Origin of the sequence: Collinsella sp. HCP28S3_E9, assembly GCF_052065455.1 — a bacterium.
Classification (GTDB): Bacteria; Actinomycetota; Coriobacteriia; order Coriobacteriales; family Coriobacteriaceae; genus Collinsella.
Genome location: NZ_JBQHTZ010000002.1, coordinates 1 through 24,811 on the forward strand (window position 1 = coordinate 1; position 24,811 = coordinate 24,811).

General features: G+C 61.4%; 20 protein-coding genes, 2 tRNA genes and 2 pseudogenes. 14 read left to right on the plus strand and 10 right to left on the minus strand.

Annotation, left to right across the window (positions count from 1 at the left end; translation table 11 throughout):
• The first annotated feature begins 99 nt into the window (after window positions 1-99).
• From ACTNA2_RS01085 to ACTNA2_RS01120, 8 genes and pseudogenes are all read left to right on the plus strand, one after another.
• Window positions 100-669 (plus strand): dTDP-glucose 4,6-dehydratase, encoded by a 570-nt coding sequence (locus ACTNA2_RS01085; protein ID WP_441048334.1) that lies wholly within the window; start codon window positions 100-102, stop codon window positions 667-669.
• Window positions 670-804: 135 nt separating this feature from the next.
• The gene (locus ACTNA2_RS01090) at window positions 805-1,941 is read left to right on the plus strand and encodes a glycosyltransferase family 2 protein (protein WP_441048335.1); all 1,137 of its coding nucleotides are present in this window, start codon (window positions 805-807) and stop codon (window positions 1,939-1,941) included.
• A 157-nt stretch (window positions 1,942-2,098) separates the two neighbouring features.
• Window positions 2,099-2,911: an ABC transporter permease gene (locus tag ACTNA2_RS01095; RefSeq protein ID WP_441048336.1), complete on the plus strand. Its 813-nt coding sequence runs from the start codon at window positions 2,099-2,101 to the stop codon at window positions 2,909-2,911.
• Window positions 2,912-2,920: 9 nt separating this feature from the next.
• Window positions 2,921-3,676 (plus strand): ABC transporter ATP-binding protein, encoded by a 756-nt coding sequence (locus tag ACTNA2_RS01100; protein ID WP_441048337.1) that lies wholly within the window; start codon window positions 2,921-2,923, stop codon window positions 3,674-3,676.
• Window positions 3,677-3,743: 67 nt separating this feature from the next.
• Window positions 3,744-4,793, plus strand: a complete 1,050-nt coding sequence (locus ACTNA2_RS01105; protein ID WP_441048464.1) for a glycosyltransferase family 2 protein — start codon at window positions 3,744-3,746, stop codon at window positions 4,791-4,793.
• An 8-nt stretch (window positions 4,794-4,801) separates the two neighbouring features.
• A complete protein-coding gene (locus ACTNA2_RS01110; RefSeq protein WP_441048339.1) occupies window positions 4,802-5,860 on the plus strand; it encodes a glycosyltransferase family 2 protein in 1,059 nt (352 codons plus the stop codon).
• A gap of 21 nt (window positions 5,861-5,881) precedes the next feature.
• A complete protein-coding gene (locus tag ACTNA2_RS01115) occupies window positions 5,882-7,117 on the plus strand; it encodes a glycosyltransferase family 4 protein (RefSeq protein WP_441048341.1) in 1,236 nt (411 codons plus the stop codon).
• Between the two features lie 41 nt (window positions 7,118-7,158).
• Window positions 7,159-7,626 (plus strand): annotated as a pseudogene (locus ACTNA2_RS01120) (nucleoside hydrolase); the annotation flags it as partial.
• A 99-nt stretch (window positions 7,627-7,725) separates the two neighbouring features.
• Here the strand turns inward: ACTNA2_RS01120 and ACTNA2_RS01125 are convergent.
• Window positions 7,726-8,688 carry a glycosyltransferase family 2 protein gene (locus tag ACTNA2_RS01125; protein WP_441048343.1) on the minus strand — a complete coding sequence of 321 codons (963 nt, stop codon included), beginning with the start codon at window positions 8,686-8,688 and terminating at the stop codon, window positions 7,726-7,728.
• Window positions 8,689-8,810: 122 nt separating this feature from the next.
• On the opposite strand from ACTNA2_RS01125, the pseudogene ACTNA2_RS01130 reads away from it, so the two are divergent.
• Window positions 8,811-9,576: pseudogene (locus tag ACTNA2_RS01130) on the plus strand (ABC transporter ATP-binding protein).
• Between the two features lie 53 nt (window positions 9,577-9,629).
• Window positions 9,630-9,706: transfer RNA gene (locus ACTNA2_RS01135), tRNA-Arg, on the plus strand.
• A gap of 213 nt (window positions 9,707-9,919) precedes the next feature.
• On the opposite strand, the gene glf is transcribed toward ACTNA2_RS01135, so the two are convergent.
• From glf to aroF, 9 genes are all read right to left on the minus strand, one after another.
• Window positions 9,920-11,044 (minus strand): UDP-galactopyranose mutase, encoded by a 1,125-nt coding sequence (gene glf, locus ACTNA2_RS01140; protein ID WP_441048345.1) that lies wholly within the window; start codon window positions 11,042-11,044, stop codon window positions 9,920-9,922.
• An 81-nt stretch (window positions 11,045-11,125) separates the two neighbouring features.
• A complete protein-coding gene (gene aroQ, locus ACTNA2_RS01145; RefSeq protein WP_128620624.1) occupies window positions 11,126-11,563 on the minus strand; it encodes a type II 3-dehydroquinate dehydratase in 438 nt (145 codons plus the stop codon).
• Window positions 11,564-11,663: 100 nt separating this feature from the next.
• Window positions 11,664-12,902: a shikimate kinase gene (locus ACTNA2_RS01150; RefSeq protein WP_441048347.1), complete on the minus strand. Its 1,239-nt coding sequence runs from the start codon at window positions 12,900-12,902 to the stop codon at window positions 11,664-11,666.
• Complete coding sequence (gene pheA / locus ACTNA2_RS01155) at window positions 12,903-14,048, minus strand: prephenate dehydratase (RefSeq protein WP_441048349.1); 1,146 nt, start codon at window positions 14,046-14,048, stop codon at window positions 12,903-12,905. It abuts the gene before it with no gap.
• A gap of 169 nt (window positions 14,049-14,217) precedes the next feature.
• Window positions 14,218-15,315, minus strand: a complete 1,098-nt coding sequence (gene aroC / locus ACTNA2_RS01160; protein ID WP_441048351.1) for a chorismate synthase — start codon at window positions 15,313-15,315, stop codon at window positions 14,218-14,220.
• 1 nt (window position 15,316) lies between these two features.
• Window positions 15,317-16,636 carry a 3-phosphoshikimate 1-carboxyvinyltransferase gene (gene aroA / locus ACTNA2_RS01165; RefSeq protein WP_441048353.1) on the minus strand — a complete coding sequence of 440 codons (1,320 nt, stop codon included), beginning with the start codon at window positions 16,634-16,636 and terminating at the stop codon, window positions 15,317-15,319.
• A complete protein-coding gene (aroB, locus tag ACTNA2_RS01170) occupies window positions 16,630-17,736 on the minus strand; it encodes a 3-dehydroquinate synthase (RefSeq protein WP_441048355.1) in 1,107 nt (368 codons plus the stop codon). Before aroB ends, aroA begins: the two co-directional genes overlap by 7 nt.
• A gap of 36 nt (window positions 17,737-17,772) precedes the next feature.
• The gene (locus tag ACTNA2_RS01175; RefSeq protein WP_441048357.1) at window positions 17,773-18,687 is read right to left on the minus strand and encodes a prephenate dehydrogenase; all 915 of its coding nucleotides are present in this window, start codon (window positions 18,685-18,687) and stop codon (window positions 17,773-17,775) included.
• A 3-nt stretch (window positions 18,688-18,690) separates the two neighbouring features.
• The gene (aroF, locus tag ACTNA2_RS01180) at window positions 18,691-19,713 is read right to left on the minus strand and encodes a 3-deoxy-7-phosphoheptulonate synthase (RefSeq protein ID WP_154516169.1); all 1,023 of its coding nucleotides are present in this window, start codon (window positions 19,711-19,713) and stop codon (window positions 18,691-18,693) included.
• 203 nt (window positions 19,714-19,916) lie between these two features.
• On the opposite strand from aroF, the gene ACTNA2_RS01185 reads away from it, so the two are divergent.
• The 4 genes from ACTNA2_RS01185 (at window position 19,917) to ACTNA2_RS01200 (ending at window position 24,805) form a co-directional block, all read left to right on the plus strand.
• Window positions 19,917-19,993 (plus strand) — tRNA-Arg (locus tag ACTNA2_RS01185).
• Between the two features lie 76 nt (window positions 19,994-20,069).
• Window positions 20,070-22,787 carry an HAD-IC family P-type ATPase gene (locus tag ACTNA2_RS01190; RefSeq protein WP_441048358.1) on the plus strand — a complete coding sequence of 906 codons (2,718 nt, stop codon included), beginning with the start codon at window positions 20,070-20,072 and terminating at the stop codon, window positions 22,785-22,787.
• Window positions 22,788-23,002: 215 nt separating this feature from the next.
• The gene (locus tag ACTNA2_RS01195; RefSeq protein ID WP_441048359.1) at window positions 23,003-24,157 is read left to right on the plus strand and encodes a zinc ribbon domain-containing protein; all 1,155 of its coding nucleotides are present in this window, start codon (window positions 23,003-23,005) and stop codon (window positions 24,155-24,157) included.
• Between the two features lie 105 nt (window positions 24,158-24,262).
• Complete coding sequence (locus tag ACTNA2_RS01200; protein ID WP_154516178.1) at window positions 24,263-24,805, plus strand: peptidylprolyl isomerase; 543 nt, start codon at window positions 24,263-24,265, stop codon at window positions 24,803-24,805.
• The last annotated feature ends 6 nt before the right edge of the window (window positions 24,806-24,811 follow it).

Genomic DNA, 24,811 nt, shown 5'->3' on the forward strand with positions numbered 1-24,811 from the left:
CAAGCCGTGACCGGAATCGGTGAAAATACGTTAGCGCAACCGGTGAAACCGCCTTTGCGCGAACGGCGCGCCTGTTTAGCGAAACTGGTGAAAAATAGATTGACGCTAACATTCAGCTCCACCAAGGCTGCCTCCGACCACCTGGTGCGCGCCTGGCACCGCACGTTCGGCGTGCGCTCCACCATCTCCAACTGCTCCAACAACTACGGCCCCTACCAGCGCGTGGAGAAGTTCATCCCGCGCCAGATCACCAACATCCTGGACGGCGTGCGCCCCAAGCTCTACGGCGACGGCCGCAACGTGCGCGACTGGATCCACACCGACGACCACTCGAGCGCCTTGTGGACCATCCTCACCAAGGGCGAGATGGGCGAAACCTACCTCATCGGCGCCGACGGCGAGAAGTCCAACATCGACGTGCTGCGCGCGATCCCGGAGAGCATGGGGAGGCCGGTCGACGACTTCGACTGGGTGCGCGACCGCCCCGGCCACGACCGCCGCTACGCCATCGACAGCGCCAAGCTCCGCCGCGAGCTGGGCTGGGCGCCCAAGCACACGGACTTCTCCGAGGGCCTGGACCAGACCATCGCCTGGTACACCGAGTACCGCGCCTGGTGGGAGCCCGTCAAGGCCGCTACCGAGGCCCGGTATAGGGCCTTGGTACAGTAGTGGGTTGTCTGGTAATTTGGGTTCAGGGCGAATGACGCGACTAACGATCTGCTCGCCTTGGTATCCTTGTTCAGATAAGAATGCGTCTTGGTGCGTGATGCGCTTCGCCGCCGTGTCCCTGAAAGGTCGCTCTGCATGAAATCCGATGCTTCCGCGCTCGTTTCCGTCATCATCCCCGTATGCAACGTGGAAAAGTACCTTGCTCAGTGTTTGGAGAGCATTTGCTCGCAGACGCACCGCGAGCTGGAGGTTATCTGCTTAAACGACGGCTCAAAGGACGGCTCCCTCGCTATCCTGCGCGAGTTCGAGGCGCGCGATTCGCGCGTGATCGTTGTCGATAAGCCAAACGAGGGCTACGGCGCCACGTGTAATCGCGGCTTGGAGATGGCCCATGGCGCGTGGGTCTCTGTCGTCGAGCCGGATGACTGGATCGACCCGGCCATGTACGAGTGCATGCTCGGCCGCGCCGCGTTGGTGGACGTCCCCGTGGATATTGTAAAGTGTCCTTGGATCGATGTGCACGATTGGGACAACCCGGACACGCAATACGAGCAGCAGTGCGTGTTAGCGCACCGCCTGCCCAACACCACGCATCCGATTACGCTTGCCGACCTGCCCATTATGGTGGAGCAGCACCCCAGCATCTGGAGCGCCATCTACCGTCGTGACTTTTTGAATGAGTGCGGTATCCGTTTCGTGCCGTATCCGGGTGCCGGCTGGGCGGACAACCCGTTCCTCATCGAGGCGTTCTGCCAGGCCAAGGCCATCATGACGTTCGACGAGGCCTTCTACCACTACCGCTACGACCTTCCTGGCGCTACGTACAACCACAAGAAGGACGCGGCCGTTGCTCTGCCCTTCGACCGTTGGTGCGATATGACGGATATCCTCGAACGCCTGAACGTGACAGATCGCGGAATTCTCGAAGCGCACTACATGCGCGGCTTCAACTACATCCACGGCGGTATTGTGGACGATGGCTGGGAGAATCCTATCGTGCAGGACGGAACCCATCGCGTGTTCTCGCGGATGGATACCGACATCGTGCTGGGTCATCCCAAGCTTTCGCCCAAACGTAAGCGCTTTTACCTGGAGCAGATGGGCATTGCCGGGTGCCGCGTGCCAGTGTGGCCGCGCGTGAAGTACTTCGCGAGTGAGACTCGCTTCTTCGTGAAAAGCAATGGCGTACGCGGCCTGCTGCGCAAGGTCGGTGGTTTTGCGAACGGCAAGGCCGTCGCCGCCCGTCGAGCCAAGGAGAACGCAAAGGGGTAGGGGTCCTGCTTGTGTTCTCATGAGCGCGCACCCGACTCTCCTGATTGTATGCAGCTCGTCGAGGTGAGAAATCGCGCAAGCGCCCCTGTGTTATCATACGTTGTTCGGCAAGGGCGGCATCTGCCGCTAACGTGCAATCAATAGGGAGGCGTCGTCGGTGTCCTCACAGACTCTCGCAACCGAAAAAGCCCCGCGTCCGTATAAGAAGGACTTGCTCATCCTCGAGCAGCTCGTCACCAAGGACTTCAAGCTCAAATACCGCCGTAGTTTCCTCGGCGTGTTGTGGAGCGTTCTCAACCCGTTGCTCATGATGATCGTCATGTCCATCGTGTTTTCTTACATGTTTGGCAGCAACGTCCCTAACTTCCCGCTCTACCTCATCGTGGGCAACGTCACGTTCTCGCTCATGAGCGACTCCACCAACGCGGCACTTACGAGTATCATCAACGCCGCGCCCCTGCTCAAGAAGGTAAAGGTCAACCGGTACATCTTCCCGGTGCAGAAGGTCTTGTTCGCGCTCGTAAACTTCGCTTTCTCGCTCATCGCCGTGGCTATCGTCATGCTGTTCTTTCAGGTTATGCCCACGTGGCACTTCATTTGGCTGCCCCTGTGCCTGTTCTTGCTGATGCTCTTTTGCATCGGCGTGGGCATGGCCATCGGCGCGCTCTCCGTCTTCTTCCGCGACATCATCCATCTGTGGAGCGTCGTCATCATCGCGTGGACCTACCTCACGCCCATCTTCTGGGACCTCTCCTTGCTTATCAACAAGGGCGCCCCGCACTGGATCATCATGCTGGTGAAGATAAACCCCATGTATAACTATCTCGAGTTCATGCGTGACATCTTCCTGTGGCAGCAGAACCCCATGCCCACGGTGCTCCTCATGTGCATCGCGTGGGCCATCATCGCGCTTATCATCGGTATCTTCGTGTTCAAGAAGACCGAGCACAAGTTCATCCTCTACGTCTAAGGCGGCACCATGGAAGACGCTAACAACACCGAGTACGCCATCGAGGTCGACGACGTCACGATGGTCTTCAACATGGCCAGCGAGCAGCTCAACTCCCTCAAGGAGTACTTCATCAAGCTCGTGCGCCACGAGTTGTTCTTCAAGGAGTTCCATGCTCTGGAGCACGTGAGCTTTAAGGTTAAAAAGGGCGAGGTCATCGGCCTGGTGGGAACCAACGGTTCCGGTAAGTCCACCATGCTCAAGATTATCGCCGGCGTGCTCGAGCCCACGAAGGGCACCGTGACGGTTCGTGGCAACATCGCGCCCCTCATCGAGCTGGGCGCTGGTTTCGACCTCGAGCTCACCGCGCGTGAGAACATCTTTCTCAACGGTGCGCTTTTGGGTTACTCCAAGCAGTTCATGGAGGAGCACCTGGACGAGATCGTGGACTTCGCCGAGCTGCGCGACTTCCTCGACATGCCCATGAAGAACTACTCATCCGGTATGGTTGCGCGCATCGCGTTCGCCATCGCCACTGTCGTGGAGCCCGATATCCTCATCGTCGACGAGACGCTCTCCGTGGGTGACGTGTTTTTCCAGCAGAAGTGCGAGCGCCGTATCCAGAGCTTCATAGATTCCGGCAACGTGACCGTGTTGTTCGTGAGCCATTCCATCGAGCAGGTGGAGCGCATCTGCACCTCCGCGGTGTGGATCGAGAAGGGCCACGAGCGCATGATCGGTCCTGTGGACGAGGTGTGCTCGGCATATAGGGCACAGTTCGACTAGCATGTCCGGCACGTGCGACAAGCCGGCGGAGCGGGGCGTCGGCGCCCGGCCGTTGTTCTCGATCATTATGCCATGCTACCGAGTCGCGGCCTACCTACCCTTCGCCATCGCGTGCATCCGCGCGCAGACGTGTACGGACTGGGAGCTCATCTGCGTGGACGACGCTTCTCCCGATAATGTCGCGGAGCTCGTCGAGTATGCTGCCGCCGAGGATCCGCGCATTCGCCTCGTGCGTCATAAAGTTAACCATGGTCTCGCCGATGCTCGCAACACCGGCATCTTCGCCGCCCGCGGACGCTACGTTTGGATGCCCGATCCGGATGATGCGTACGCTCCCGACCTGCTCGAGCGCTGTGCCGAGAAGATCCGTTCCCAGGCCGATGCGGAGGCCAGGACCGACGTCGTGGTGTTCGGACTTACCGAGGAGCTCTTCGATGCGGACGGTTCCGTATGCGGTGCGCACGACATCGTGCCGGCGCTCGACGGGGTTTTTTCGGGCTCCGATGCGCACGCGCAGGTTCTCGACCTCGAGGACCGCACGCTTCTGGGCTATGCGTGGAACAAGGTCTACCGTGCGGAGGTGCTGGACGGCATCGCTTTTGAGACCGTTCCCCTCATCGAGGACATCGTCTTTAACGTTGCGGTCTTTAATCGCGTTGAGAACCTTGCGCTCGTTGCGCGTCCCTTGTACCGCTACGAGAAGCGCGTGGCCGCCAACCTGACGGCCAAATTCGTGCCCGAGTACTACGAGGTGCATCGCCGCCGCATCGACGATGTATACCGCCAGCAGGTGTCGTGGGGCCTCGATTCCGCCGATGTCCGCTCCCGCCTCGGGGCTCGCTATGCGCGCTACATCTTGTCCGCGCTCGAGCGCAACTGCGATGCGCGCGCGGGGCTAAACCATGCGGGCCGCGTGGCCTTCTGCCGCAGCGTCATGGATGACGATCTCTTTGGTGCGCTTGTCCTGAGTGCGCGCCCTCGGGGCGGGGCAGCCCGTGTGGTCGTGGGCCTCCTTAAGACGCGCAGCGCCCTGGTGTGGTGCGCCGTCGGTCGCATCATCCACCTCATGAGGTCGCGTGCCGGCCTCGCGTACCGTAAAGCCACGTTCTCCCGTTAGGAGCTCCCGTGTCCAAGAGCACGTTTGATACATCTGCGCCGCAGCTTACCATTGCCGTTCCCGCGTACAACGTCGAGAGCTACCTCGCGCGAGGTCTTGAGTCCTACCTCGACCCGCGATTCGTGGGCAAGCTCGAGGTCGTCGTGGTGGACGATGGCTCTACCGACGGCACCCGTGCGCTTGCGGAGGAGTTCGCCGCGCGCAGCCATGGCGTGATCCGCGTCATCTCCAAGAAGAACGGAGGCCACGGCTCGGCTGTGAACGCCGGCCTGGCCGAGGCGCGCGGGCGCTATTTCCGCGTGGTGGACGGCGACGACTGGGTGAACACGGACGGTATGGCCGAGCTACTCGAGCGTCTTGCCGACCTCGATTGCGACCTTGTGGTAGACAAGAAGCGCGAGATTGACATGACTTCTGGCGAGGAGCGTCCGTTCCCGCTCGCCAAGGGCGTTGTCACGGGTCGTGCGCTCGACTTCTCCAGCGTTCTCACCAACGGCGACACCGTGTTCCAGATCATGATCCACACGCTCACCGCGCGTACGGACTACCTACGCGGTATTGGCATCAGCCTGCTCGAGCACACCTTCTACGAGGACTATGAGTACGTGGTCAAGGCAAGCGTGCCCGCCTCTACCATCTGCTACCTCGATATCGAGGTGTACCAGTACCTGGTGGGCAACGAGAACCAGTCCGTGAGCCAGGCGAACTACGTGCGCCGCTGGGACGATCACGACCGCGTGGTCATGGAGCTCCTGGACTACCTTGAGCGCTGCGAGCATGGCGAGGTATGCGCCGCGAGCGGGGAGAGGCTTTCGGATGAGTCCGTCTACTACGTGCGCGAGAAGGTCCACCTCATCGTGGACACGCACTACAACATCGCGTTGCTGTTCGATGAGGACCGCCGCCGTGGGCGTGCGCGCGCCAAGGCGTTCCGACGCGAGCTGAGGCGCGCGGACATAGACCAGTGGGCGCGCGGCGAGCAGCGTTACCGTATGGCCATGCTCCTCAACCGCTTGAGCTTCTCGTACAACTCCATCAAGCGCTTGGTCTCCAAGCGCCGTCACTAGCACGCTATCAAGGGATGATCCATGAGCCGTAAACCGCGCATAGCCATATTCAGCGCCGACGCCAAGCTTGGCCACGAGGTCAAGGGTGCCACGCGTTACACGTTCCTCGCGACGCTCCTCGTAGAGCGCGGCTTTGATGTCGACTTCATCACGAGCGGTTTCCAGCACTGGGAGAAGCGCCAGCGTGATTTGGCGACATTCGACACGAGCATGCACGCGTTCAACGTGAAGTTCATTGCCGAGCCGAGTTATCCCGCCAACATGTGCCCCCAGCGCATCTGGGCGCACCATGTGATGGCCAAGCGCGTGACGGCGTACTTCGATGCGGACCACGACTACGACCTCATCTACTGCCAGATTCCGCCCAACGATGTGACGCTCGCCGTGGGACGGTCCGCGAAACGCTACGGCATCCCCTTCGTGGTCGACGTGAACGACCTGTGGCCCGAGGCCTTCCGTATCGCGCTCGACGTTCCGGTGCTCTCCGACATAGCGTTCGCTCCGTTCGAGCGCCAAGCTCGCCGCGCGTACGCGTTGGCGGACGCCGTGGTGGGTACGTCCGACGAGTACGCCGCGCGCCCTTTCCGCGACCGCGCCGAGGATATCCCCAAGCTCGTGGTGTACGTGGGTAACGACCTCGATGAGTTCGACGCGGGCGCCGCTGAGAACGCCGGCTCCGTGAAAAAGCCCGAGGGCGAGGTCTGGGTTGCCTACGCGGGTAATATCTCGGCGCTCTACGACTTGGAGACGCTCGTCGAAGCTGTGGCGATAGCTGCCAAGGCGCATCCCGAGCTCAGGCTCAAGATTCTTGGCGATGGCCCCGAGCGCGCCTCTGTCGACGGGGCGGTTGAGCGAACCGGGGCGCCTGCTGAGCTTTTGGGCTACATGCCGTACCGCGCCATGGCGGCTTGGCTCAAGGCGTCCGACATTGTGGTCAACTCGCTGGTGGCGAACGCGCCTCAGAGCGTGCCCACCAAGATCGGCGATTACCTGGCCTCGGGACGTCCCATGATCAACACGTCCATGAACGCCGAGTTTCGTGAGAAGGTCGTGCGCGATGGCTTTGGTGTGAACGTTGTGCCGGGTGACGCCGAGGGGCTCGCCAGGGTGATTTGCGAGCTTGTCGAGGACGAGACAGGACGCGCGCGCATGGGTCGCGTGGCGCGTGAGCTCGCGGCGGCACAGTTCGACCGCCCGCATTCTTACGAGGCGACCGTCGACCTCATTCGGAGTTTGATCGCCGAGCGCACGAAGTAGATTGCCCCCGTGAGGCGTGCTCGTCCTATACTCGGACTGATAGGAGAGTGCATGGTGTGTCGGGGTTGGGCGAGGCCGTGCTTGAGGGGGCGACCGACCGCAAGCTGTCCGATGAGCCGGCAATCGTGGAGATGGCCCGCTCTATTTCCGGGTTGCCCGACGATACCAAGATGACGCTCGTTCCAACCGGTCCCTTGACGAACATCACGCTGTTCCCACGTACGTACTCGGGGCGTGCCGATCGTATCGACCGCATCGTCCTCATGGGCGGCACCACGGTTGGCGGAAACGCGACCGTGTACGCCGAGTTCAACATATGGGACGACCCCGAGGCTGCGCAGATTGTGGTCTCGAGCGGGCTGCACATCGTTATGTGCAGCCTCGATTTGACCCAGAATGGCGGTTGCGGCTTTGCCTTTCCGCCATCCTGGGTCACATCCGGAGTACTGGTTATGAGACGCGCTCGGCGAACTCCAGGTATTGCGCGCAGCGCCACTTGTCCATCGTAGCGGCGTAGAGGCTTTCGGTGTTGTCGAGCTCGTACCAAGCGCCGTCTGCGCCTACTCGTTGTAGCACGGCACGATGATGGAAATGCGCGGTATGGCGGTTTACCTTGCGTTCGGGTTGTCGTTGCGATAGTCACCGAAGGCGTATTTGCTATACACATTGACTTCCCACTGCTTTTTTTCGACCTTTGCCACGGAGTCGAGGATAAAACCAGTCGCGAGACTTAAGCCACACAGGAACATAAACGATGCGGCGAGCAGGGCGGTTGGGAAGCGCGGAACAAGACCGGTCTGGAAATACTCGACAATGATGGGAATGCCCAGGGCAAGACCGATTATTGCAAACAGGAGCGCAACGAGGCTGAAGAATTTGAGCGGGCGGTAGTCCTTGAACAGCGTGCCGATCATGGCGACAACTTTGATGCCGTCGCTGACGGTGTTGAGTTTGGACTCGGAACCCTCGGGGCGGTCACGGTACTCAATAGGCACATCTTTGATGCGCCAGCGGTGGTCGACGGCATGGATGGAGAGCTCGGTTTCGATCTGAAAGCCCTCGGAAAGCACGGGGAACGTTTTGACAAAGGGGCGGCTCATGGCGCGATAGCCCGTCATGACGTCATCGAAGCTGTATCCGTAAATCCATTTGATCATGGCACGAACCAGATTGTTGCCAAAGCCGTGGAAGGCGCGCTTGTTTTCCTCGGCGTAGGTGCCGTTGGACAGGCGATCGCCGACGGTCATATCGGCTGTACCATTAAGAATGGGCTCGCAGAGGGCTTTTGCCGCTTCGGCGGGGTAGGTGTCGTCGCCGTCGACCATGAGGTAGCAATCGGCGTCGATATCGCGGAACATCTGACGGCAGACATTGCCCTTTCCCTGTCGGGGCTCAAAGCGCACTGTGGCGCCGTGTTCCGTTGCGATGCGCGAGGTATCGTCTGACGAGTTGTTATCGTATACATAGACCGTTGCCTGCGGAAGCTCGCGGTGGAAGTCGTCAATGACTTTGCCGATCGTGAGGGCTTCGTTGTAGCAGGGGATAATGACGGCAATAGATTCAGAATTCACTCAATGCTCCTTTGATATTCAATCGTAGAAAGTATAGCCGTTTGGCCCTGGCATCCTGAGATGTAGCCGTCTTCCACAAGTCCGAGCGCAAATTCATCTTCTACATCTAAAGGAATTCTGTGATGACTGAATCTGTTGTTGATTACAACGAGCAGCCTCTGGCTGTCAAGGCCGACGCCACCACCATGATCTTTAACATGGCGTCTGACTCGCTGACCAGCCTCAAAGAATGTTTTATTTAGCTCGCTAAGCATGAGTTGTTCTTTGAGGAGTTTAGGGCGCTTAAGCACATCTCGTTTGATATTCACCGCGGTGAGGTCGTGGGCTTGGTCGGTACTAATGGTTCCGACAAGTCCACGATGCTCAAGATTATCGCTGGTGTGCTCGAGCCTAGCGAGGGCAGCGTTAAGGTTCATGGCAACATTGCACCTCTGATTGAGCTTGGAGCTGGCTTTGATCCCGAGCTGACGGCACGCGAGAACATTTATTCGAACGTTGCGCTAGTCGGCTATACCAAGGAATTTATCGATGCCGACCTTGGTGGCATTATCGAGTTCGTTGAGCTGCAGAACTTTGTCGACATGCCGCTCAAGAACTTCTCTTCGGGTATGGTTGCGCGCATTGCTTTTGCAATCGCCACCATTACCGAGCCCGATATCCTGATCGTCGATGAGATGCTTTCCGTCGGCGACGTGTTCTTCCAGCAAAAGTGCGAGGCCCGTATTCAGCACTTTATCCAGAGCGGTGAGTGACGGTTTTGTTCGTGTCGCATTCCATGGAGCAGGTTGAGCGCATCTGCCAGCGTGCGTTTGGATTGAGAAGGGCGACCTTCGTATGGACGGCCCGGTCGATGAGGTATGCAAGGCATACCGCGAACAGTTCAAGTAGGTTATACTTATTTGCGCTTGGCGGGCTCGCGCTTGCTTGGCGTGCGGTTATTTGCTCCATTAGCTCAGTTGGATAGAGCAGGGGACTTCTAATCCCAAGGTCGACGGTTCGAATCCGCCATGGAGCACCATATGAATTTTAGGAGACCCGGTAATAATGCCGGGTCTTTGCTTTTAGCGTCTCATGGGCGTGGTATTGTCTAAAGATAGGCTGTAAGACATGGGGATGACTTGCAGCCTATTTTCTCAAATGGAAATGGTGCGTTTTGATCGCTCCATAAATAGGCCCGGCACAGCAATGAACTGTGCCGGGCTTCCTGCTTGTGTGTTTATGACCGCCTTGTTTACGCCTCAGTCGGCTCCACGCCCAGCTCGTTGCGGACGAGCTCGAAGGCTGCGGCGATGGCCTTGTCCATGTCGTAGTACTTGTAGCCGCCCAGGCGACCGGCGAAGATCACGTCGCCCTCCTGCGCCGCCAGCTCCTCGTACTGCTTGTAGAGGGCCTCGTTCTTGGCGTCGTTGATGGGGTAGTAGGGCTCGTCGCCGGGCTTCCAATCTGCCGGGTACTCGCGCGTGATGACGGTCTTGTCCTGCGTGCCGAACTCGAAGTGCTTGTGCTCGATGATGCGGGTGTAGGGGATCTCGCGCTCGGTGTAGTTGACCACGGCCACGCCCTGGTGGTCCTGCTCGTCGAGCGTCTCGGTCTCAAAGCGCAGGCTGCGGTACTCGAGCGTGCCCAGCTTAAAGTCGTAGAACGCGTCGATGGGGCCGCAGTAGATCGTCTTGGCGGCGATATCGGGCTCGGCGGCGATCAGCTCTTTGTACTCCACGCCGCAGCGGACCTCGATCCCCTCGAGCATGTTGGCGACCATCTTGGTGTAGCCGCCCATGGGGATGCCCTGGTAGCGATCGTTGAAGTAGTTGTTGTCGTAGGTAAAGCGGCAGGGGAGGCGCTTGATGATGCTTGCGGGCAGGTCGCGGCAGTCGCGGCCCCACTGCTTCTCGGTGTAGCCCTTCACGAGCGTCTCGAAGATGTCGCGGCCCACGAGCGACAGCGCCTGCTCCTCAAGATTCTGCGGCTCGCCGATGTTCTCGGCGGCCACCTGCTCGGCGATCTTTGCCTTGGCGTCCGCCGGCGTGACGACGCCCGGCCACATCTTGGCGAAGGTGTTCATGTTGAAGGGCATGTTGTACATGTTGCCGTGGAAGTTGGCGACCGGCGAGTTGACGTAGTTGTTGAACTCGGCGAAGCGGTTGACGTAGTCCCAGACGTCCCTCATGGAGGTGTGGAAGATGTGCGCGCCGTAGCAGTGGACCTGAATGCCCTCGACGTCCTCGGTGTAGATGTTGCCGGCGATGTGGTCGCGGCGGTCGATGACCAGGACTGACTTGCCGGCGCGCTTGGCGGCGTTGGCAAAGACGGCGCCCGAGAGGCCGGCACCGACGACGAGGTAATCGAACTGGGACATGGATATGCTCCTTTGTATGTCAATTGGACAGTTACTTTAGTTTAGGGACAAATATTCCTGATGTGTTCGTACCAGGGGGGGTTAGTGTAGCAGACGCTCCCTCAGCAGCTCCAGCGCGTGGGCATACCCCTGCAGGCCTTCGCCGGTGATGGTGGCGAAGCAAGCCAGGCGGGCGTAGCTCACCTGGCGGAAGTCCTCGCGCGTCTCGACGGCGCTGATGTGGACCTCAACGGCGGGGATGGCGACGGCTTTGAGGGCGTCGAGAATCGCCACGCTCGTATGCGTGTAGGCAGCCGGGTTGATGACGATGCCGTCGACCTTGCCGTAAGCCTCCTGGATCTTGTCGACGATGCTACCCTCGTGGTTGGACTGGAAGACCTCGACCTCGTCAAAGCCCTGTGCGGCGCCTGCCTCCTGGCAGATCTGGACCAGGCGGTCGTAGTTGTCGCTGCCGTAGATACCCGGCTCGCGAATGCCGAGCATGTTGAGGTTGGGGCCGTTGATGACGAGTGCTTTCATGGTTGCTTCCTTTGTGGTCTGGTTGGTGGCGGAGCTTGCTGTCTGCGGCGTTTGCCCAGATAAAACCTGCCAAAATAAACCTGTCCCTTTTTGGCAGGTTTTAGAGGGTGTCGAGGACGGCGCGGGCGGTGTTGGCGGCGCAGTCGCGTGAGTCGATGATGTAGTCGGCCCAGGCGCGGTAGCGCGGCATGCGCTGCTCGGCGAGCTTGTCGATGCCGTCGCGGGCGGTGATGGGGCGACCCTTGTGGGCGAGCTCCTCGAGCTTGCGGTTGAGCATCACAATCTGACTGTTCTGGTGCAACAGCGGATAGTTCTCGTCGCGTGTGACCACGCCGCCGCCGGTGGAGAGCACCAGGCCACTGCGCTTGGAGATGTCGGCCAGTGCCGACGTCTCCTGCTCGCGGAAGGCCGCCTCGCCGCGCTCGACGATAAAGTCGGCACAGGGCATGCCGAGGCGCTCCTCAAGCGCGCGGTCCAAGTCGATGTGCTCGCGACCCGTGAGCTGGGCTATCTGCTCGCCTACGCGGGTCTTGCCCGAACCCGGCATGCCGATGAGCGCGATGTTCTGCTCGCGGCGAGACAAGCGCTCCGTCACATCCAGGATGCGCTCGCGCGGTGTAATCCGACCGGTGTAGCGCTCGACAGCCTGTGCCGCTTGGGCCACGAGCATCAGCAGGCCGCCGATGCAGGGGATGCCGCGGCGCTCGGCCTCGAGCATCAGGCCCGTGCGGGCGGGATTGTAGACAATGTCGATGACGCCCTCGAGCGCATCGAGCCCTTCGAGCGTGCAAGGCGCGTCGGGGCAGTGAGGGAACATGCCGGCGGGCGTGCAGTTGACGAGCAGCGCCGCGTCGGACTGCTGTGCGATGTTATCGTAGTTGACCTCGCTCGTGCGGCCGACAGGTACAACGACCGCGCCCAGGTCGCCGAGCACCATGCTGGCCGTGGTGCCGGCACCACCGGTGGCGCCGAGCACGAGGACCTTCTTTCCGGCAACCTCAACGCCCAGCTCCTCGACCAGGCACTGAAACCCAAAGTAGTCGGTATTGTCGCCGCGCAGGCGGCCGTCGGGTAGGCGCGTGATGGTGTTGACGTTGCCCATGCGCTTGGCCAGCGGACTCAGCTCGTCCAGGTAGTCCATGACGGCGCGCTTGTAGGGGATGGTCACGTTGGTACCTTCCCATTCGTCACCCGTCATAAAGGCTTCGAGGTCCTCGGGCTCGCGCTCAAAGCGCACGTATTCCAGCCCCGCGAGCTCCTTGTAGATGGTCGGGGTGTAGCTGTGGCCCAGCACGCGGCCCAGCACGCCGTAGGGGCGGGTTGCGGCGGTATCGGTCATCTAAAGCACCTCCGTGTAGCTGCCAAAGTAGGTGAAACTCTCGCACACGTCGTCAATCGAGTCGAGCAAGCCGTCGAGGGCCTTGCTGCCAAAGGGGCAGTCCAGGTCAAAGTAGAACATAAACTCAAAGTCGTGCCCGGGGATGGGGCGGCTCTCAAGCTTGATGAGGTTGATGTTGAGCGCGTAGAAGCGCTCGAGTACGCGGTAGAGGGCGCCCGGCTCGTTGGCCGTGGTGATCATGAGCGAGGTACGGTTGGCGCCGGGGTAGACGCGCGGCTCGCGGCAGATGACGACAAAGCGTGTGTAGTTATTGTCCGAGTCCTGGATGTTGGGCTCCAGCACCTCCAGACCGTAGAGCGCGGCGCAGCTGCGCGAGGCGATGGCGGCGACGTCGGTGCGATCGGAGTTGGCGACCATCTCGGCCGACATAGCAGTGTTGGGGTACTTGGTGGCATGCAGGTTGTGGGCTTCGATAAAGCCGGCGCACTGGGCGATGGCCTGGCCATGGCTGTAGACCTCGCGCACGTCGGCGAGCTTGGTGCCGGGCTTGACGAGCAGGTTGTGATCGATCTTGAGGCGCAGCGAGCGCACGATGTGGAAATCGAACTGGGCGAGAAGATCGTAGACGGCGTTGACCGAGCCCGCGGTTGAGTTTTCGATGGGCAGCACGCCAAACTCGCAGAAGCCGTCGCGTACGGCGCGCATAACGCCCTCAAAGGTCTCGAAGAACGCAATATCGGGCACGTCGAAGAGCTTGCACGCGGCGATTTGGCTGTAGGCGCCCTCAACGCCCTGGCAGGCGACGGTGGCCGTCTGGGGGAAGGGCGTGTCAAAGGCCGTGGCTGTGGCATGAGCCTTTTGCGACACGGTGATGCCCTTGAGCTCGTTGATGTAGCGCTGCTGCTCGGCCTTGCTCATGCTCATGAGAAGGCGGAACAGGGTGATGGTCTGAGCTTCGTAGCGCTCGGGTGCTCGGCTGGCGAGGTTGTTGAGTTTGGAACGCTCGCGGGCGGGGTCGAAGACGGCCTTGCCCATCTCGACTTTTGACTTGGCGACCTCGGTGGCAATGTCCATGCGCTCGACAAAGCTGTTGAGGAGCGTGGTATCGATGCCGTCGATGGTCTTGCGAATATCGGCAAGGTCCATGGAGACCCCTTTCGTGAATCGTTGCCTGGGGTAGTTAATTTGGGACGGGGCTTTTTTAGCTACCCCCATATGCCAGTGAGTATTTGCCCCGGCACCCATCGATTCGCCGCCAGTCAAAGGGTAGCTAAAAAAGCCCCGTCCCAAATTAACTACCCTCGGGGTGGGTGGGCTAAAGCTGGGCGGCGTCTTCTAGGAGGGCGTCCCAGATGGCGAGCGCCGCGGCTGCCTCGGCTACGGGGACGGCGCGCGGGACGATGCAGGGGTCGTGGCGGCCGTGGACCGAGAGCTCCGCATTTTCCATGGCATCCATGTCCACGGTCTGCTGCTCGCGACCGATGGAGGGCGTCGGCTTTACGGCCATCCGCCACATGACGGGTGCGCCGGTGGAGATGCCGCCCAGGATGCCGCCGGCGTTGTTGGACTCGACCGCAATCTCGCCGGTCTCGGCATCAACGCGATACGGATCGTTGTTCTCGCTGCCGCGCATGGCGGCCACGGCAAAGCCCATACCAAACTCCACACCCTTTACGGCGGGAATGCCAAAGGCGATTTGCGCGATGCGGTTCTCGATGCCGTCGAACATGGGGTCGCCGATGCCCGCGGGGAGCCCGTAGATGCCGCACTCCACGATGCCACCGATGCTATCAAGCTCGTCGCGTGCGGCGAGAATCTCCTCGCGCATACGGCCGGCAGCTGCCGCGTCGATGCACGGTAGGTCGTTCGAAAGGATCGCCTTGCGGTCGGCCTCGCGATAGACCATGTCGTCCATGGGCAGGTCCGAGATGCCACCAATCTGAGCCACGTGAGCCATCACCCGAATACCGCGGGCCTCGAGTGCCTGCAGTGCAATGCCGCCGGCGATGCACAAGGGTGCCGTCAGGCGGCCGGAGAAATGTCCGCCGCCGGCGACATCGTGCATGTTGTGGTACTTCACGCGCGCGGGGTAGTCCGCATGGCCCGGGCGGGGCTTGCGGCGCAACTCGGAGTAGTCCCTTGAGCGCGTGTTGGTGTTCTCGATAATCGCGGCTATGGGCGCGCCGGTGGTGTGCCCATCGACCACGCCGGCAATGATGTGCGCGGCGTCGGCCTCGCGGCGCTTGGTCGCGGTCTCGTCGCGACCGGGGGCGCGACGGTCCAAAAACGCCTGTAGCTGCTCCTGGTCAACGGCGATACCAGCCGGAATGCCGTCGAGCGAGCAGCCGATGGCGGGGGAGTGCGACTGGCCGAAGATGCTTAAGTGCAAAACGTTGCCAAAGGTCGAGGACATGCTATTCCTCCTCGAGCGTGACCTTGCCGCCCAGCAGGCGGTAATGGTCAAAGAAATCGGGATAGGACTTTTTGACGGCCTCGGCGCCGTGGATCACAACTTCGCCGGTGGCGCGGCTCGCGGCGATAGCTGCCATCATGGCGATGCGGTGGTCGTTGTGCGAATCGACCTCGCCGCCGGTAAAGGCGTCAACACCCTTGATGATGAGGTCGTCGCCGGCAATGCGCACCTGCGCGCCCAGTGCGGTGAGCTCGCGGGTGGTGGTGGCCAAGCGGTCGGATTCCTTGATGCGTAGGCGGGCACAATCGCGGATGAACGTGCGGCCTTGTGCCAGCGATGCTACGGCCGAGATAACGGGCACCAGGTCGGGGATGTCGTGGGCACTCATCTCAAAGCCGGCGAGCTTGTCGGACTGCACGGTGGCGGCGTTGGTGGAGCGCACGATGCGGGCACCAAAGCGCGAAAGCGCGGCAAGCACGTTGCGGTCGCCCTGCGCGGAGCTCAGTGACACGCCTTCCACAGTGATGGGGTCGGAGCCGATGGCGCCGGCACACAGCCAAAAGGCCGCATTGGACCAATCGCCCTCGACGGCTACGTTGCCGGGCGTGCGGTACGAGCCGCTGCTTACGCGGAAGTTTGTGACCTCGGGCTTGCCGTTTTTGGCGGGGATACGCTCGACGTTGACCTCGATGCCAAACGCCTTCATGGCCTGGATGGTCAGGTTGATATAGGGGCGGCTCTCGATAAGGCCGGTCACCTGCACGCAGGAGGGCTGGGCCAGCAGCGGGGCCGCCAACAGTAGACCGGAGATGTACTGTGAGCTCACATTGCCCGGCAGGATAAAAGTACCCGGGCGCATGCGGCCACTTGTCTTGAGCGGAAAGCCGCCCAGGCCCTGCAGGTCGCAGCCGGCGGCGATGATCTCGTCCGAGAGCGGGGAGAGCGGGCGGGCGCCCAGACGGCCCTGGCCCACAAACGTGGCCTCTGCCCCCAGCGCGCAGGCGACGGGCAGCATAAAGCGGAGCGTGGAGCCGCTCTCGCCGCAGTCGAGCGTGCCGCCGGCAAGTGCCTTGAGCAGGCCGAACTCAATACTTTTCATAGTGGGATGGACTTGGAATCCATCCTCGACGGTCTCGATGCGGGCGCCGAGCGCCGTGAGGCAGCGCACCGTGGCCTCGATATCGGCGCAGGTGGTGTTGCAGGTCACATGCGTCTCTCCGTTGGCAAGGGCGGCGCAGATGATCAGGCGGTGCGCCATCGACTTGGATGCGATAGCGGGGACGGTGCCCTTGAGTGGGGACGGAGTGATGCGGGCTAGCATGCGGAGACGTCTCCCTTCTGGCCGAGGCCCTCGGCAATTAAATCATGGAAGGTGGAAAGCGGCGTGCGGTCGATGCTGCAGCGGCCAATGTCGTGCGGAATTACCAGGTCGATGGTGTCACCGGCTCGTTTTTTGTCGTGCAGCGCCTCGGCAAAGACGGCGTCGGCGGAAAGCTCGCAGTGGGTCTTAAGGCCGTGGCGGGCGCAGAGCTCCTCAATACGTGCGGGCAGCGCGGCATCGCAAATGCCATGAAGCGCTGCGGCGCGCGTGATGATGCCCATGCCGATCGACACGCAGTTGCCATGTCCCAGCTCAAAGTGCTCGCAGGCCTCGACAGCGTGTCCGGCGCTGTGTCCAAAGTTGAGGAGCTTGCGCTGGTTGGTCTCGCGCTCATCTGCGACAACCACGGCGCGCTTGATGTCGATATTGCGGGCGATGATGAGCGCCACGCGGGCCACGTCGCGGTTGAGGAGCTCCAGCGTGAGCGGGGTCTTCTCCAACTCGGTGAAAAGCTCGGGGTCGGCGATCACGGCGTGTTTGACGACCTCTCCGCAGCCGTCGGCGAACTGCTCGGGCGTGAGGGTGGCGAGACACCCCACGTCGGCAATAACAACACTCGGCTGCCAAAAGGCGCCGGCCAGGTTTTTGCCGGCAGCTAGGTCGATGGCCGTCTTGCCGCCCACCGACGAATCCACCATGGCGAGCAGGCTCGTGGGGATCTGCACAAATTTACAGCCGCGCATGTAGGTGGCGGCCACAAAACCAGCCACGTCGCCTACGACGCCGCCGCCGAGTGCCACGATCACGTCGGAGCGCGAGAGCTCGTGCTCGGCCACAAACTCCAAGATGGCAATGTAGGTCTCGGCGCGCTTGTGTGCCTCGCCGGCCTCGAAGGTGCAGACACTCACCGTATAGCCCGCAGCCTCCAGGCTCTGCTTAACAGGCATTTGGTAGAGCGGACCCACGTTGGTGTCTGTCACAATGACGGCGCGCGATCCGCCGGCGGTGGCGCGGACGAGCGGGCCCGCCTGCTCCAGCAAAAACGTGCCGACGTGCACCTGGTAGGGGCGTGCGGTGTCGATATCGATGGTAATCGCCATAAGCTTTGGTCCTTTCGACCTGGCGTGATAGGTGGTCTAGTGGGTGGCCTCGTCGTCGAGCGCGCGCTTAATGCGGTCGCCCTCGGCAAGGAGATTCTCAAGATAACGCTGGTCGCGGTCCTTGAGCGCACGGCTGTAGGCGCCGAGCGACTCGATCAGGTGGTCGATCTCGAAGGCGAGCGCGTCGGCGTCGTCAATCATGAGCTCGGACCACATCTGGGGGTTGAGGTGCGCCACGCGGGTAAGGTCGCGGTAGCTACCGGCCGAAAAGCCGTGGTGAACCTGGGCAGTCGGGCTTTTGACGTAGGCGTTTGAGACGACGTGCGCGAGCTGGCTCGTAAAGGCGATCACGCGGTCGTGCTCGGCGGCGGTGGTCACGCTGAACTTGCCAAACCCTAAGGGGCGCACCATTTCGCGCACCTGGCCTAAAAGCTCCAGCTTGAGCGCATCGTCCACCGCGGGCGGCACGAGCACGAGTGGCGCGCCCTGGAACAGGTCGGCACGGGAGTGAGCGTAGCCCGAGTACTGGGTGCCCGCCATGGGGTGCGCGCCCACAAAGTAAAACCCGTACTCGCGGGCAAGCTCAAAGGCACGCTCGCACACGATGCCCTTCACGCCCACGGTGTCAATTACCACGGGCCCCATGATGGCCTCGGTATCGGTGGCGTCGGCGAGCGCTTGGGCGTGCGCCTCGAGCCACTCGATGCAGGCCTCGGGGTAACAGGCCAGCACGATGATGTCGCACTCGCCGAGCGTCTCGTCGTTGAGCTTGCCGGCGACGGTGCCCATGCTGGCGGCCGTCATGACGTCATCGTCGGGGTCCCAGGCCAGCACGCGGACGCCCGCCTGCGCATAGCCGCGGGCAAAGCTGCCGCCGATCAGGCCCAGGCCCACAATGCCGGCGCATTTGGGGCCGCCCTGGTTAACGCGCGCGTTTCTCACCGTACCCATGGGCTACTCCATGGTCTCTTGGCAGACGACCTCGCGGATGGCGCGGATGCGGCGCATGGTGTCGTCGAACTGGTCGGGGGTGAGGGCCTGAGCGCCGTCGGACCACGCGCGGCTGGGCTCGTCGTGGACCTCGATCTCCAGACCGTTGGCGCCGCAGGCGGTCGCGGCGAGCGCCATGGGTTCAACGTAGCGGGTGTAGCCGGTCGCATGGCTGGGGTCGGCCACGACGGGCAGGTGCGACAGGTGGTGCAGCACCGGCACGGCGTTGAGGTCGAAGGTGTTACGGGTGCGGGTCTCGAAGGTGCGGATACCGCGCTCGCACAGGATGACGTTGTCGTTGCCCTCGCTCATGATGTACTCGGCAGCCATGAGCAGCTCGTCGACGGTGCCGGACATGCCGCGCTTGAGCAGGACCGGGGTCTTGGTCTTGCCGACCTCCTTGAGCAGGGGGAAGTTCTGCGCGTTGCGGGCGCCGATCTGCATGACGTCAATCTTCTTATCCAAGAAGACCTGCACGTCGCGCGGGTCCATGATCTCGGTGACGATCGGCATGTCGAGCTCGGCCGATGCCTCGCATAGCAGGTCCAGGCCGGCGGGGCCCATGCCCTGGTAGGCGTAAGGGGAGGTGCGGGGCTTGTAGGCACCGCCACGCAGCATGGTGGCGCCGGCGGCCTTTACGCGGCGTGCGATGCGAATGAGGTTTTCGCCCTCGACGGAGCAGGGTCCGGCGATGACCTGGAACTGGTCGCCGCCGATCTTGATGCCGTGGCCGCAGTCGATGACGGAGTCTTCGGGGTGAAACTTGCGGTTGGCACGCTTGAACGGCTCGGAGACGCGCTGCACACGCTCGACGACGTCCATGGACTCGAGCAGGAACGGGTCGATCTTGGTTGTATCGCCCACCAGGCCGATGATGGTCTCGTTCTCGCCGCGCGACACGTCGGTTTTGAGACCCTTCTTCTCAATCCAGCTGACGATGTGGCCGATGGCCTCATCGCTTGCGCTCTGCTTTAAAATTGCAATCATGGCGTGCCTCTCACCTCGATGGATAACCCTTGCAAAAACGGCCCGCAGTGCGAGCCGTATCATATGGTGCATGAGAGTTTATACTAATTATTTCACTTTTGCGTCCTAAAGTGAGCTGCTGCGCTTCGTCTCCCACGTAATTGCAGAGCTTTTTCTATTATGTTGTCAGCTCGTGGTGCACTTGGGTATAATGCCAACCGTTGGCCCTATTAGCTCAGGGGATTAGAGCGTCTGCCTCCGGAGCAGAAGGCCGTTGGTTCGAATCCAACATGGGGCACCATCGAACGTAAGACCGTCCGAACCTCGCATGGTCCGGGCGGTTTTTCTTATACCGACGCGACGTGATAGGACGTGGTATGGCAACGACGGATATCGAGCGCGGACTTTCGACCGCCGAGGTCGAGGAGCGCATTGCCGCCGGCAAGATCAACCGCAACATGGAGCTCAAGACCAAATCGGTTCGTGAGCTTATCATCGAAAATCTCTGCACGCTGTTCAATCTGATCAACGTGATTTTAGCGATTTTGGTCATTATGACCGGATCGTTTAAGAACCTGACGTTCCTGTTCGTGGTGTTCCTCAATACCGCCATTGGCGTTATCCAGTCCATGCGCTCCAAGAAGATGGTCGATAAGCTCACACTGCTGACCTCTAAGAAGGCCATCGCGGTGCGCGACGGCGCCGAGGTGGAGCTCGACTTGGACCAGATCGTGCTCGACGACATCATTCGCCTGGGGCGCGGGGACCAGATACCTGCCGACGCCGTGGTGGTATCGGGCGAGGCGCTCGTTAACGAAAGTCTGCTGACGGGCGAGAGCGACCTCATCAAAAAGCAGCCTGGCTCCGAGCTCATGAGCGGCAGCTTTATCGACTCGGGCCTGTTGCGTGCCCGCGTGGTCCATGTTGGTGCGGATAACTATGTGGCCAAGATCAACAACGAGGCCAAGTACGTCAAAAAGGTCAATTCCGAGATCATGAACGCGCTCAACGCCATCGTGCGCTTTGCGAGCGTCATCATGATTCCGCTCGGTCTGGCCTTGTTTGCCGCGAGTGTGAGCGGGCTATGGGATGCCGCCGGTACGCCGGGCGATAGCGCGCTTTCGTGGTGCTTTTCCGAGCTGCTGGCCGGTCGCGTGCCTTCGTCGGCGCTGCTGTCCACGGTGGGCGCTCTTTTGGGCATGATTCCGCAGGGCCTGGTGCTGCTGACCTCATCGGTGCTTGCCATCGCGACGGTGCGCCTGGCGCGCCGCAAGGTACTCGCGCAACAGCTCTATTGCATCGAGACGCTCGCGCGCGTCGACGTGCTGTGCCTGGACAAGACGGGCACTATCACGTCGGGTCGCATGGAGGTCGAGGGCACCTATCCGTTGCCCGTTGAGGGTGTGGGCTTGGCCCCGGACGAGGCACCTGTCCCCGTCGATACTACCGTGCTCGATTTTGCGCTTGCCAATGTCGCGCGCGCGACCTCGGCTGATGCCAATGAGACCTGCCAGGCGCTGCTCAACTACTACGCCGACCGCCCGGTCGAGGTGTCCGAGCCGCTGTCGGTCATTCCGTTTTCGTCCTCCAAAAAGTGGAGCGGCGCCTCGTTTGCGCAGGGCTCTTATGTGATGGGCGCGGCGCAATTTGTGCTTTCGGAGCGTATCTTTGCGCAGGTCGAAAATCGTGTGGCCGAGCTTGCCGACACCTGCCGCGTGCTCGTGGTGGCCCGTGTGGACGGCTTTACGCCCGATGGCGATATGGTGGGCGAGGCCGAGCCCGTGGGCTTTGTGACCATTCGCGATGAGATTCGCACTTCGGCCGCCGAGACCATCGGCTACTTTAACGAGCAGGGTGTGACCCTTAACGTGATCAGTGGCGACGACCCGCGCACGGTGTCGTCGATCGCACGCGTGGTGGGCGTGCCGGGGGCGGACGCTTATGTGGACGCCACGACGCTCGATACGCCGACCAAGATTGATGCGGCGGTGGACCGCTATCACGTCTTTGGCCGCGTGACCCCGCAGCAGAAGCGCGAGCTCGTGCAGGCGCTCAAGCGTCGTGGCCATACCGTTGCCATGACGGGTGACGGCGTCAACGATGTGCTGGCACTCAAGGAGGCGGACTGCTCCGTGGCCATGGCCGCCGGTTCCGACGCCGCACGCAACGTGGCCGAGATCGTGCTGGTCGATAACGACTTTGCCTCGATGCCCGCCGTGGTGGCCGAGGGCCGTCGCTCCATCAACAACCTGCAGCGTTCGGCCTCGCTGTTCCTGACCAAGACGCTGTTCTCGATGGGCCTGGCGGCGCTGTGCATCGCGCTGCCGCCGTATCCCTTTGAGCCTATCCAGATGACGCTCATTAACTTCTTCTGCATCGGCGCGCCGGGCTTTGTGCTGGGCCTTGAGCCCAACAATGCCCGCGTGAAGGGGTCGTTCTTGACCAACGTGCTCAAGCGTGCGCTGCCGGCGTCGGTTGCAGTCATTTTGGCCGCGGCGCTCGACATCTTTGTGGCGCGCGTGTTTGGCTTTAGCCAGCTCACGCTGTCGACGATGTGCCTTCTCACGTCGTGCGCGGCAAGCGTGAGCCTGATCTGGCGTATCTCGCAGCCGCTCACACCCTTGCGCGTGATGCTCTTTGTATTTGTCGTCGTCGGCATCTTGGTGGGCGTTATCGGATTCCCCGAGCTGCTGTCTATCGCCAACTTGTCGATGGGCGAGGCAATTATCCTTCTGGTGATTGTGGTCTTTACTTGCGGCGTGTTCTTTAAACTCGCCACGATGATGGATTCGCTTAAGCCGCGTCGCCGCCATGCCGCCACTGGCTTTGGCCGCGGCGTGCGCGTTCGCTTGGGCCGCGGTGGCGGCAAGGTGAGCTCGACGGGCTCGACGGCCGAGCGTTTTGCCAAGCGCGTCGCCGCCGACATGGCGCAGCGCCGCGAGGAGCGTACGACACGTGAGGCCGAAGCCCGCGCGCTCGAGGGCGTGGAAAAGACCCAGCCCAAGAAAAAGAAGGGCGCGGGCGTCAAGCGCTCGCGTGTGACCAAGTCCGCCCAGGGCATTAAGGTCTCGATGCCGAGCAAAAAGAAGAAGTAACCGCACCTCACAGGGTAGCTAATTTGGGACGGGGCTTTTTTAGCTACCCGGCTGATGGCGCGATCTATTTGGCCGATTGGCGGCCAGGGCAGCTAAAAAAGCCCCGTCCCAAATTAGCTACCCTGCGATGTTGAATTGGTGCCCTGTGCCTTTAGGGGCGTAGCGATGTTATGCTCTAACCTCGATTGTTCGAATGATTCCGAAAAGAGGATGCCGTGATTTGCCCGCATTGTCTCAAGACCATAGAGGACGGCTCCTCGTTCTGCCCCTATTGCAATACCTATGTTGGCCCGGGCGATGGCCCCGAGCACACCGAGTTTGTGTTCTGCGAAGGCTGCGGTGCCCGTCTGTCGCCTCATGACCGTACCTGTTCCAAGTGCGGGCGCCCTGCCCCGGGCATTCTATCCGAGGATGCGGCCGCATCCGACCTGGCTGCTGGGCGCACGGCTGGTTTTCCCCGCCTGACGCAGGAGCAGATCGATACCGAGGTGCCCCATGCGCCGGCCTCTGCCGCCGCGGTACTTTCCGATGCCGCCGATCCCAATGAGACCTGCGTGCTGCCGGCTTTCGACAGGGATTTTGGCATTCCCAAGGTCGATATCCCGCTGCCGGTGTCCCTTCGTGACGACGCTCAGTCCAAAAATCAAAAACCCAAGCGCAAGGTGCATCCGGACGAGGATGCCTACCACAAGCACAAGCGCCGTATTCCCAAGCCGCTCATCGTCATCGCGTTGCTCGCTGCCGTGTGCGGCAGTGCCTATTGGTTTGTGACGTCGGACCCCATGGGCGTTATGCCGGGCTTTTACGACCAGTTTGGCCAGGCCGCCAAGACGACGTTCCCCTCGCGCCAGAAGGGCGAGGCTACCGAGGAAGAGACCAAGTCCGACGATACCGCCGAGGTGGTCCAGGAGGAGACCGTCCTTTCCGACGACCAGCTCTATACCAAGCTCGACGGTCTGTATCAGACCATCGTGTCGTATGGCGACGATGATCAGATCGGCGAGGTTGTCGACTCGTTTAACAGCGGGTACCTGCGCACGCCGCTCTCCACGCGTCAGGAGCTGTCGCAGAGCGCTTATGCCCTGCGCGACCAGATCAAAAAGACCCAAGACGAGCTCAACAACCTTAAGGTGCAAGATGATACCGTCTACGCGGAGGATATCGAGCACCTCAAGCAGCTTGCCGAGTGGATGTACGAGCGCGTCGACATGATCTGCCAGAGCTGGGATATCTCGCTGTCCATTCCCGATGGCGAGTCGCTGAGTGCACGCCAGAGTGAAATCTTGGCTCCCATCGCACAGGGCGGCAACAGCGCCCTTAACCAGTACGATGCCAATGTGAGCGCCTGGAAGCCGCAGCCGCGTTCGTAATTTGTTGCCCTCCGACGGCATAACCTGCGTGCGCAATTGATGGAAGCCCGTGCTTATTGCTACAATTCGTACAAATATGCTTTAAACGCACGAGGAAGGAACCACATGTTTGGTTTTAAGAAAGAGCTTTATACGCCCGAGTACCAGCTCGCTGGTGACGAGTGCGCGATCATCGAGACGTCGAAGGGCACGATCAAGGTCAAATTTGACGGCGAGGGCGCTCCCATCCATGTGGCGAACTTCTGCGAGCTTTCCACCATGGGCTTTTATGACGGCCTTAAGTTTCACCGCTATGTGCCCGGCTTTGTGATCCAGGGCGGCGACCCCAATACCCGCGATATGTCCGGCGCTGACGTCGCCGCCGGCCTTGAGGGCCCCGACGGTATGCCCGGCACCGGTGGCCCCGGCTACTGCATCAAGGGAGAGTTTGCCACCAACCCGCGCAACAGCCATGTGGACGGTGCGCTTGCCATGGCACGTTCCATGGACCCCGACTCTGCGGGCTCCCAGTTCTACTTCTGTCTGGGTGCCCAGCACAATCTGGATTCCGGTTACACCGTCTTTGGCACCACGGTCGAGGGCCTCGACGTGATTTCGCAGCTGCGTGCCGGCGACGAGATCGTCCATGTCGAGATCGTTCACGAGTAAAAGGGG

Coding starts and splice junctions, on each gene's coding strand:
- ACTNA2_RS01175 (WP_441048357.1), bottom strand. CDS start 18,687: ATGGGTACGGTGAGAAACGCGCGCGTTAACCAGGGCGGCCCCAAATGC.
- aroQ (WP_128620624.1), bottom strand. CDS start 11,563: ATGAAAGCACTCGTCATCAACGGCCCCAACCTCAACATGCTCGGCATT.
- pheA (WP_441048349.1), bottom strand. CDS start 14,048: ATGGACCTTGCCGATATTCGCAAGACCATCGACGGCATCGATACCACG.
- ACTNA2_RS01090 (WP_441048335.1), top strand. CDS start 805: ATGAAATCCGATGCTTCCGCGCTCGTTTCCGTCATCATCCCCGTATGC.
- glf (WP_441048345.1), bottom strand. CDS start 11,044: ATGTCCCAGTTCGATTACCTCGTCGTCGGTGCCGGCCTCTCGGGCGCC.
- aroB (WP_441048355.1), bottom strand. CDS start 17,736: ATGGCGATTACCATCGATATCGACACCGCACGCCCCTACCAGGTGCAC.
- ACTNA2_RS01105 (WP_441048464.1), top strand. CDS start 3,744: ATGCCATGCTACCGAGTCGCGGCCTACCTACCCTTCGCCATCGCGTGC.
- ACTNA2_RS01200 (WP_154516178.1), top strand. CDS start 24,263: ATGTTTGGTTTTAAGAAAGAGCTTTATACGCCCGAGTACCAGCTCGCT.
- aroC (WP_441048351.1), bottom strand. CDS start 15,315: ATGTCCTCGACCTTTGGCAACGTTTTGCACTTAAGCATCTTCGGCCAG.
- aroF (WP_154516169.1), bottom strand. CDS start 19,713: ATGATTGCAATTTTAAAGCAGAGCGCAAGCGATGAGGCCATCGGCCAC.
- ACTNA2_RS01115 (WP_441048341.1), top strand. CDS start 5,882: ATGAGCCGTAAACCGCGCATAGCCATATTCAGCGCCGACGCCAAGCTT.
- aroA (WP_441048353.1), bottom strand. CDS start 16,636: ATGCTAGCCCGCATCACTCCGTCCCCACTCAAGGGCACCGTCCCCGCT.
- ACTNA2_RS01150 (WP_441048347.1), bottom strand. CDS start 12,902: ATGACCGATACCGCCGCAACCCGCCCCTACGGCGTGCTGGGCCGCGTG.
- ACTNA2_RS01100 (WP_441048337.1), top strand. CDS start 2,921: ATGGAAGACGCTAACAACACCGAGTACGCCATCGAGGTCGACGACGTC.
- ACTNA2_RS01190 (WP_441048358.1), top strand. CDS start 20,070: ATGGCAACGACGGATATCGAGCGCGGACTTTCGACCGCCGAGGTCGAG.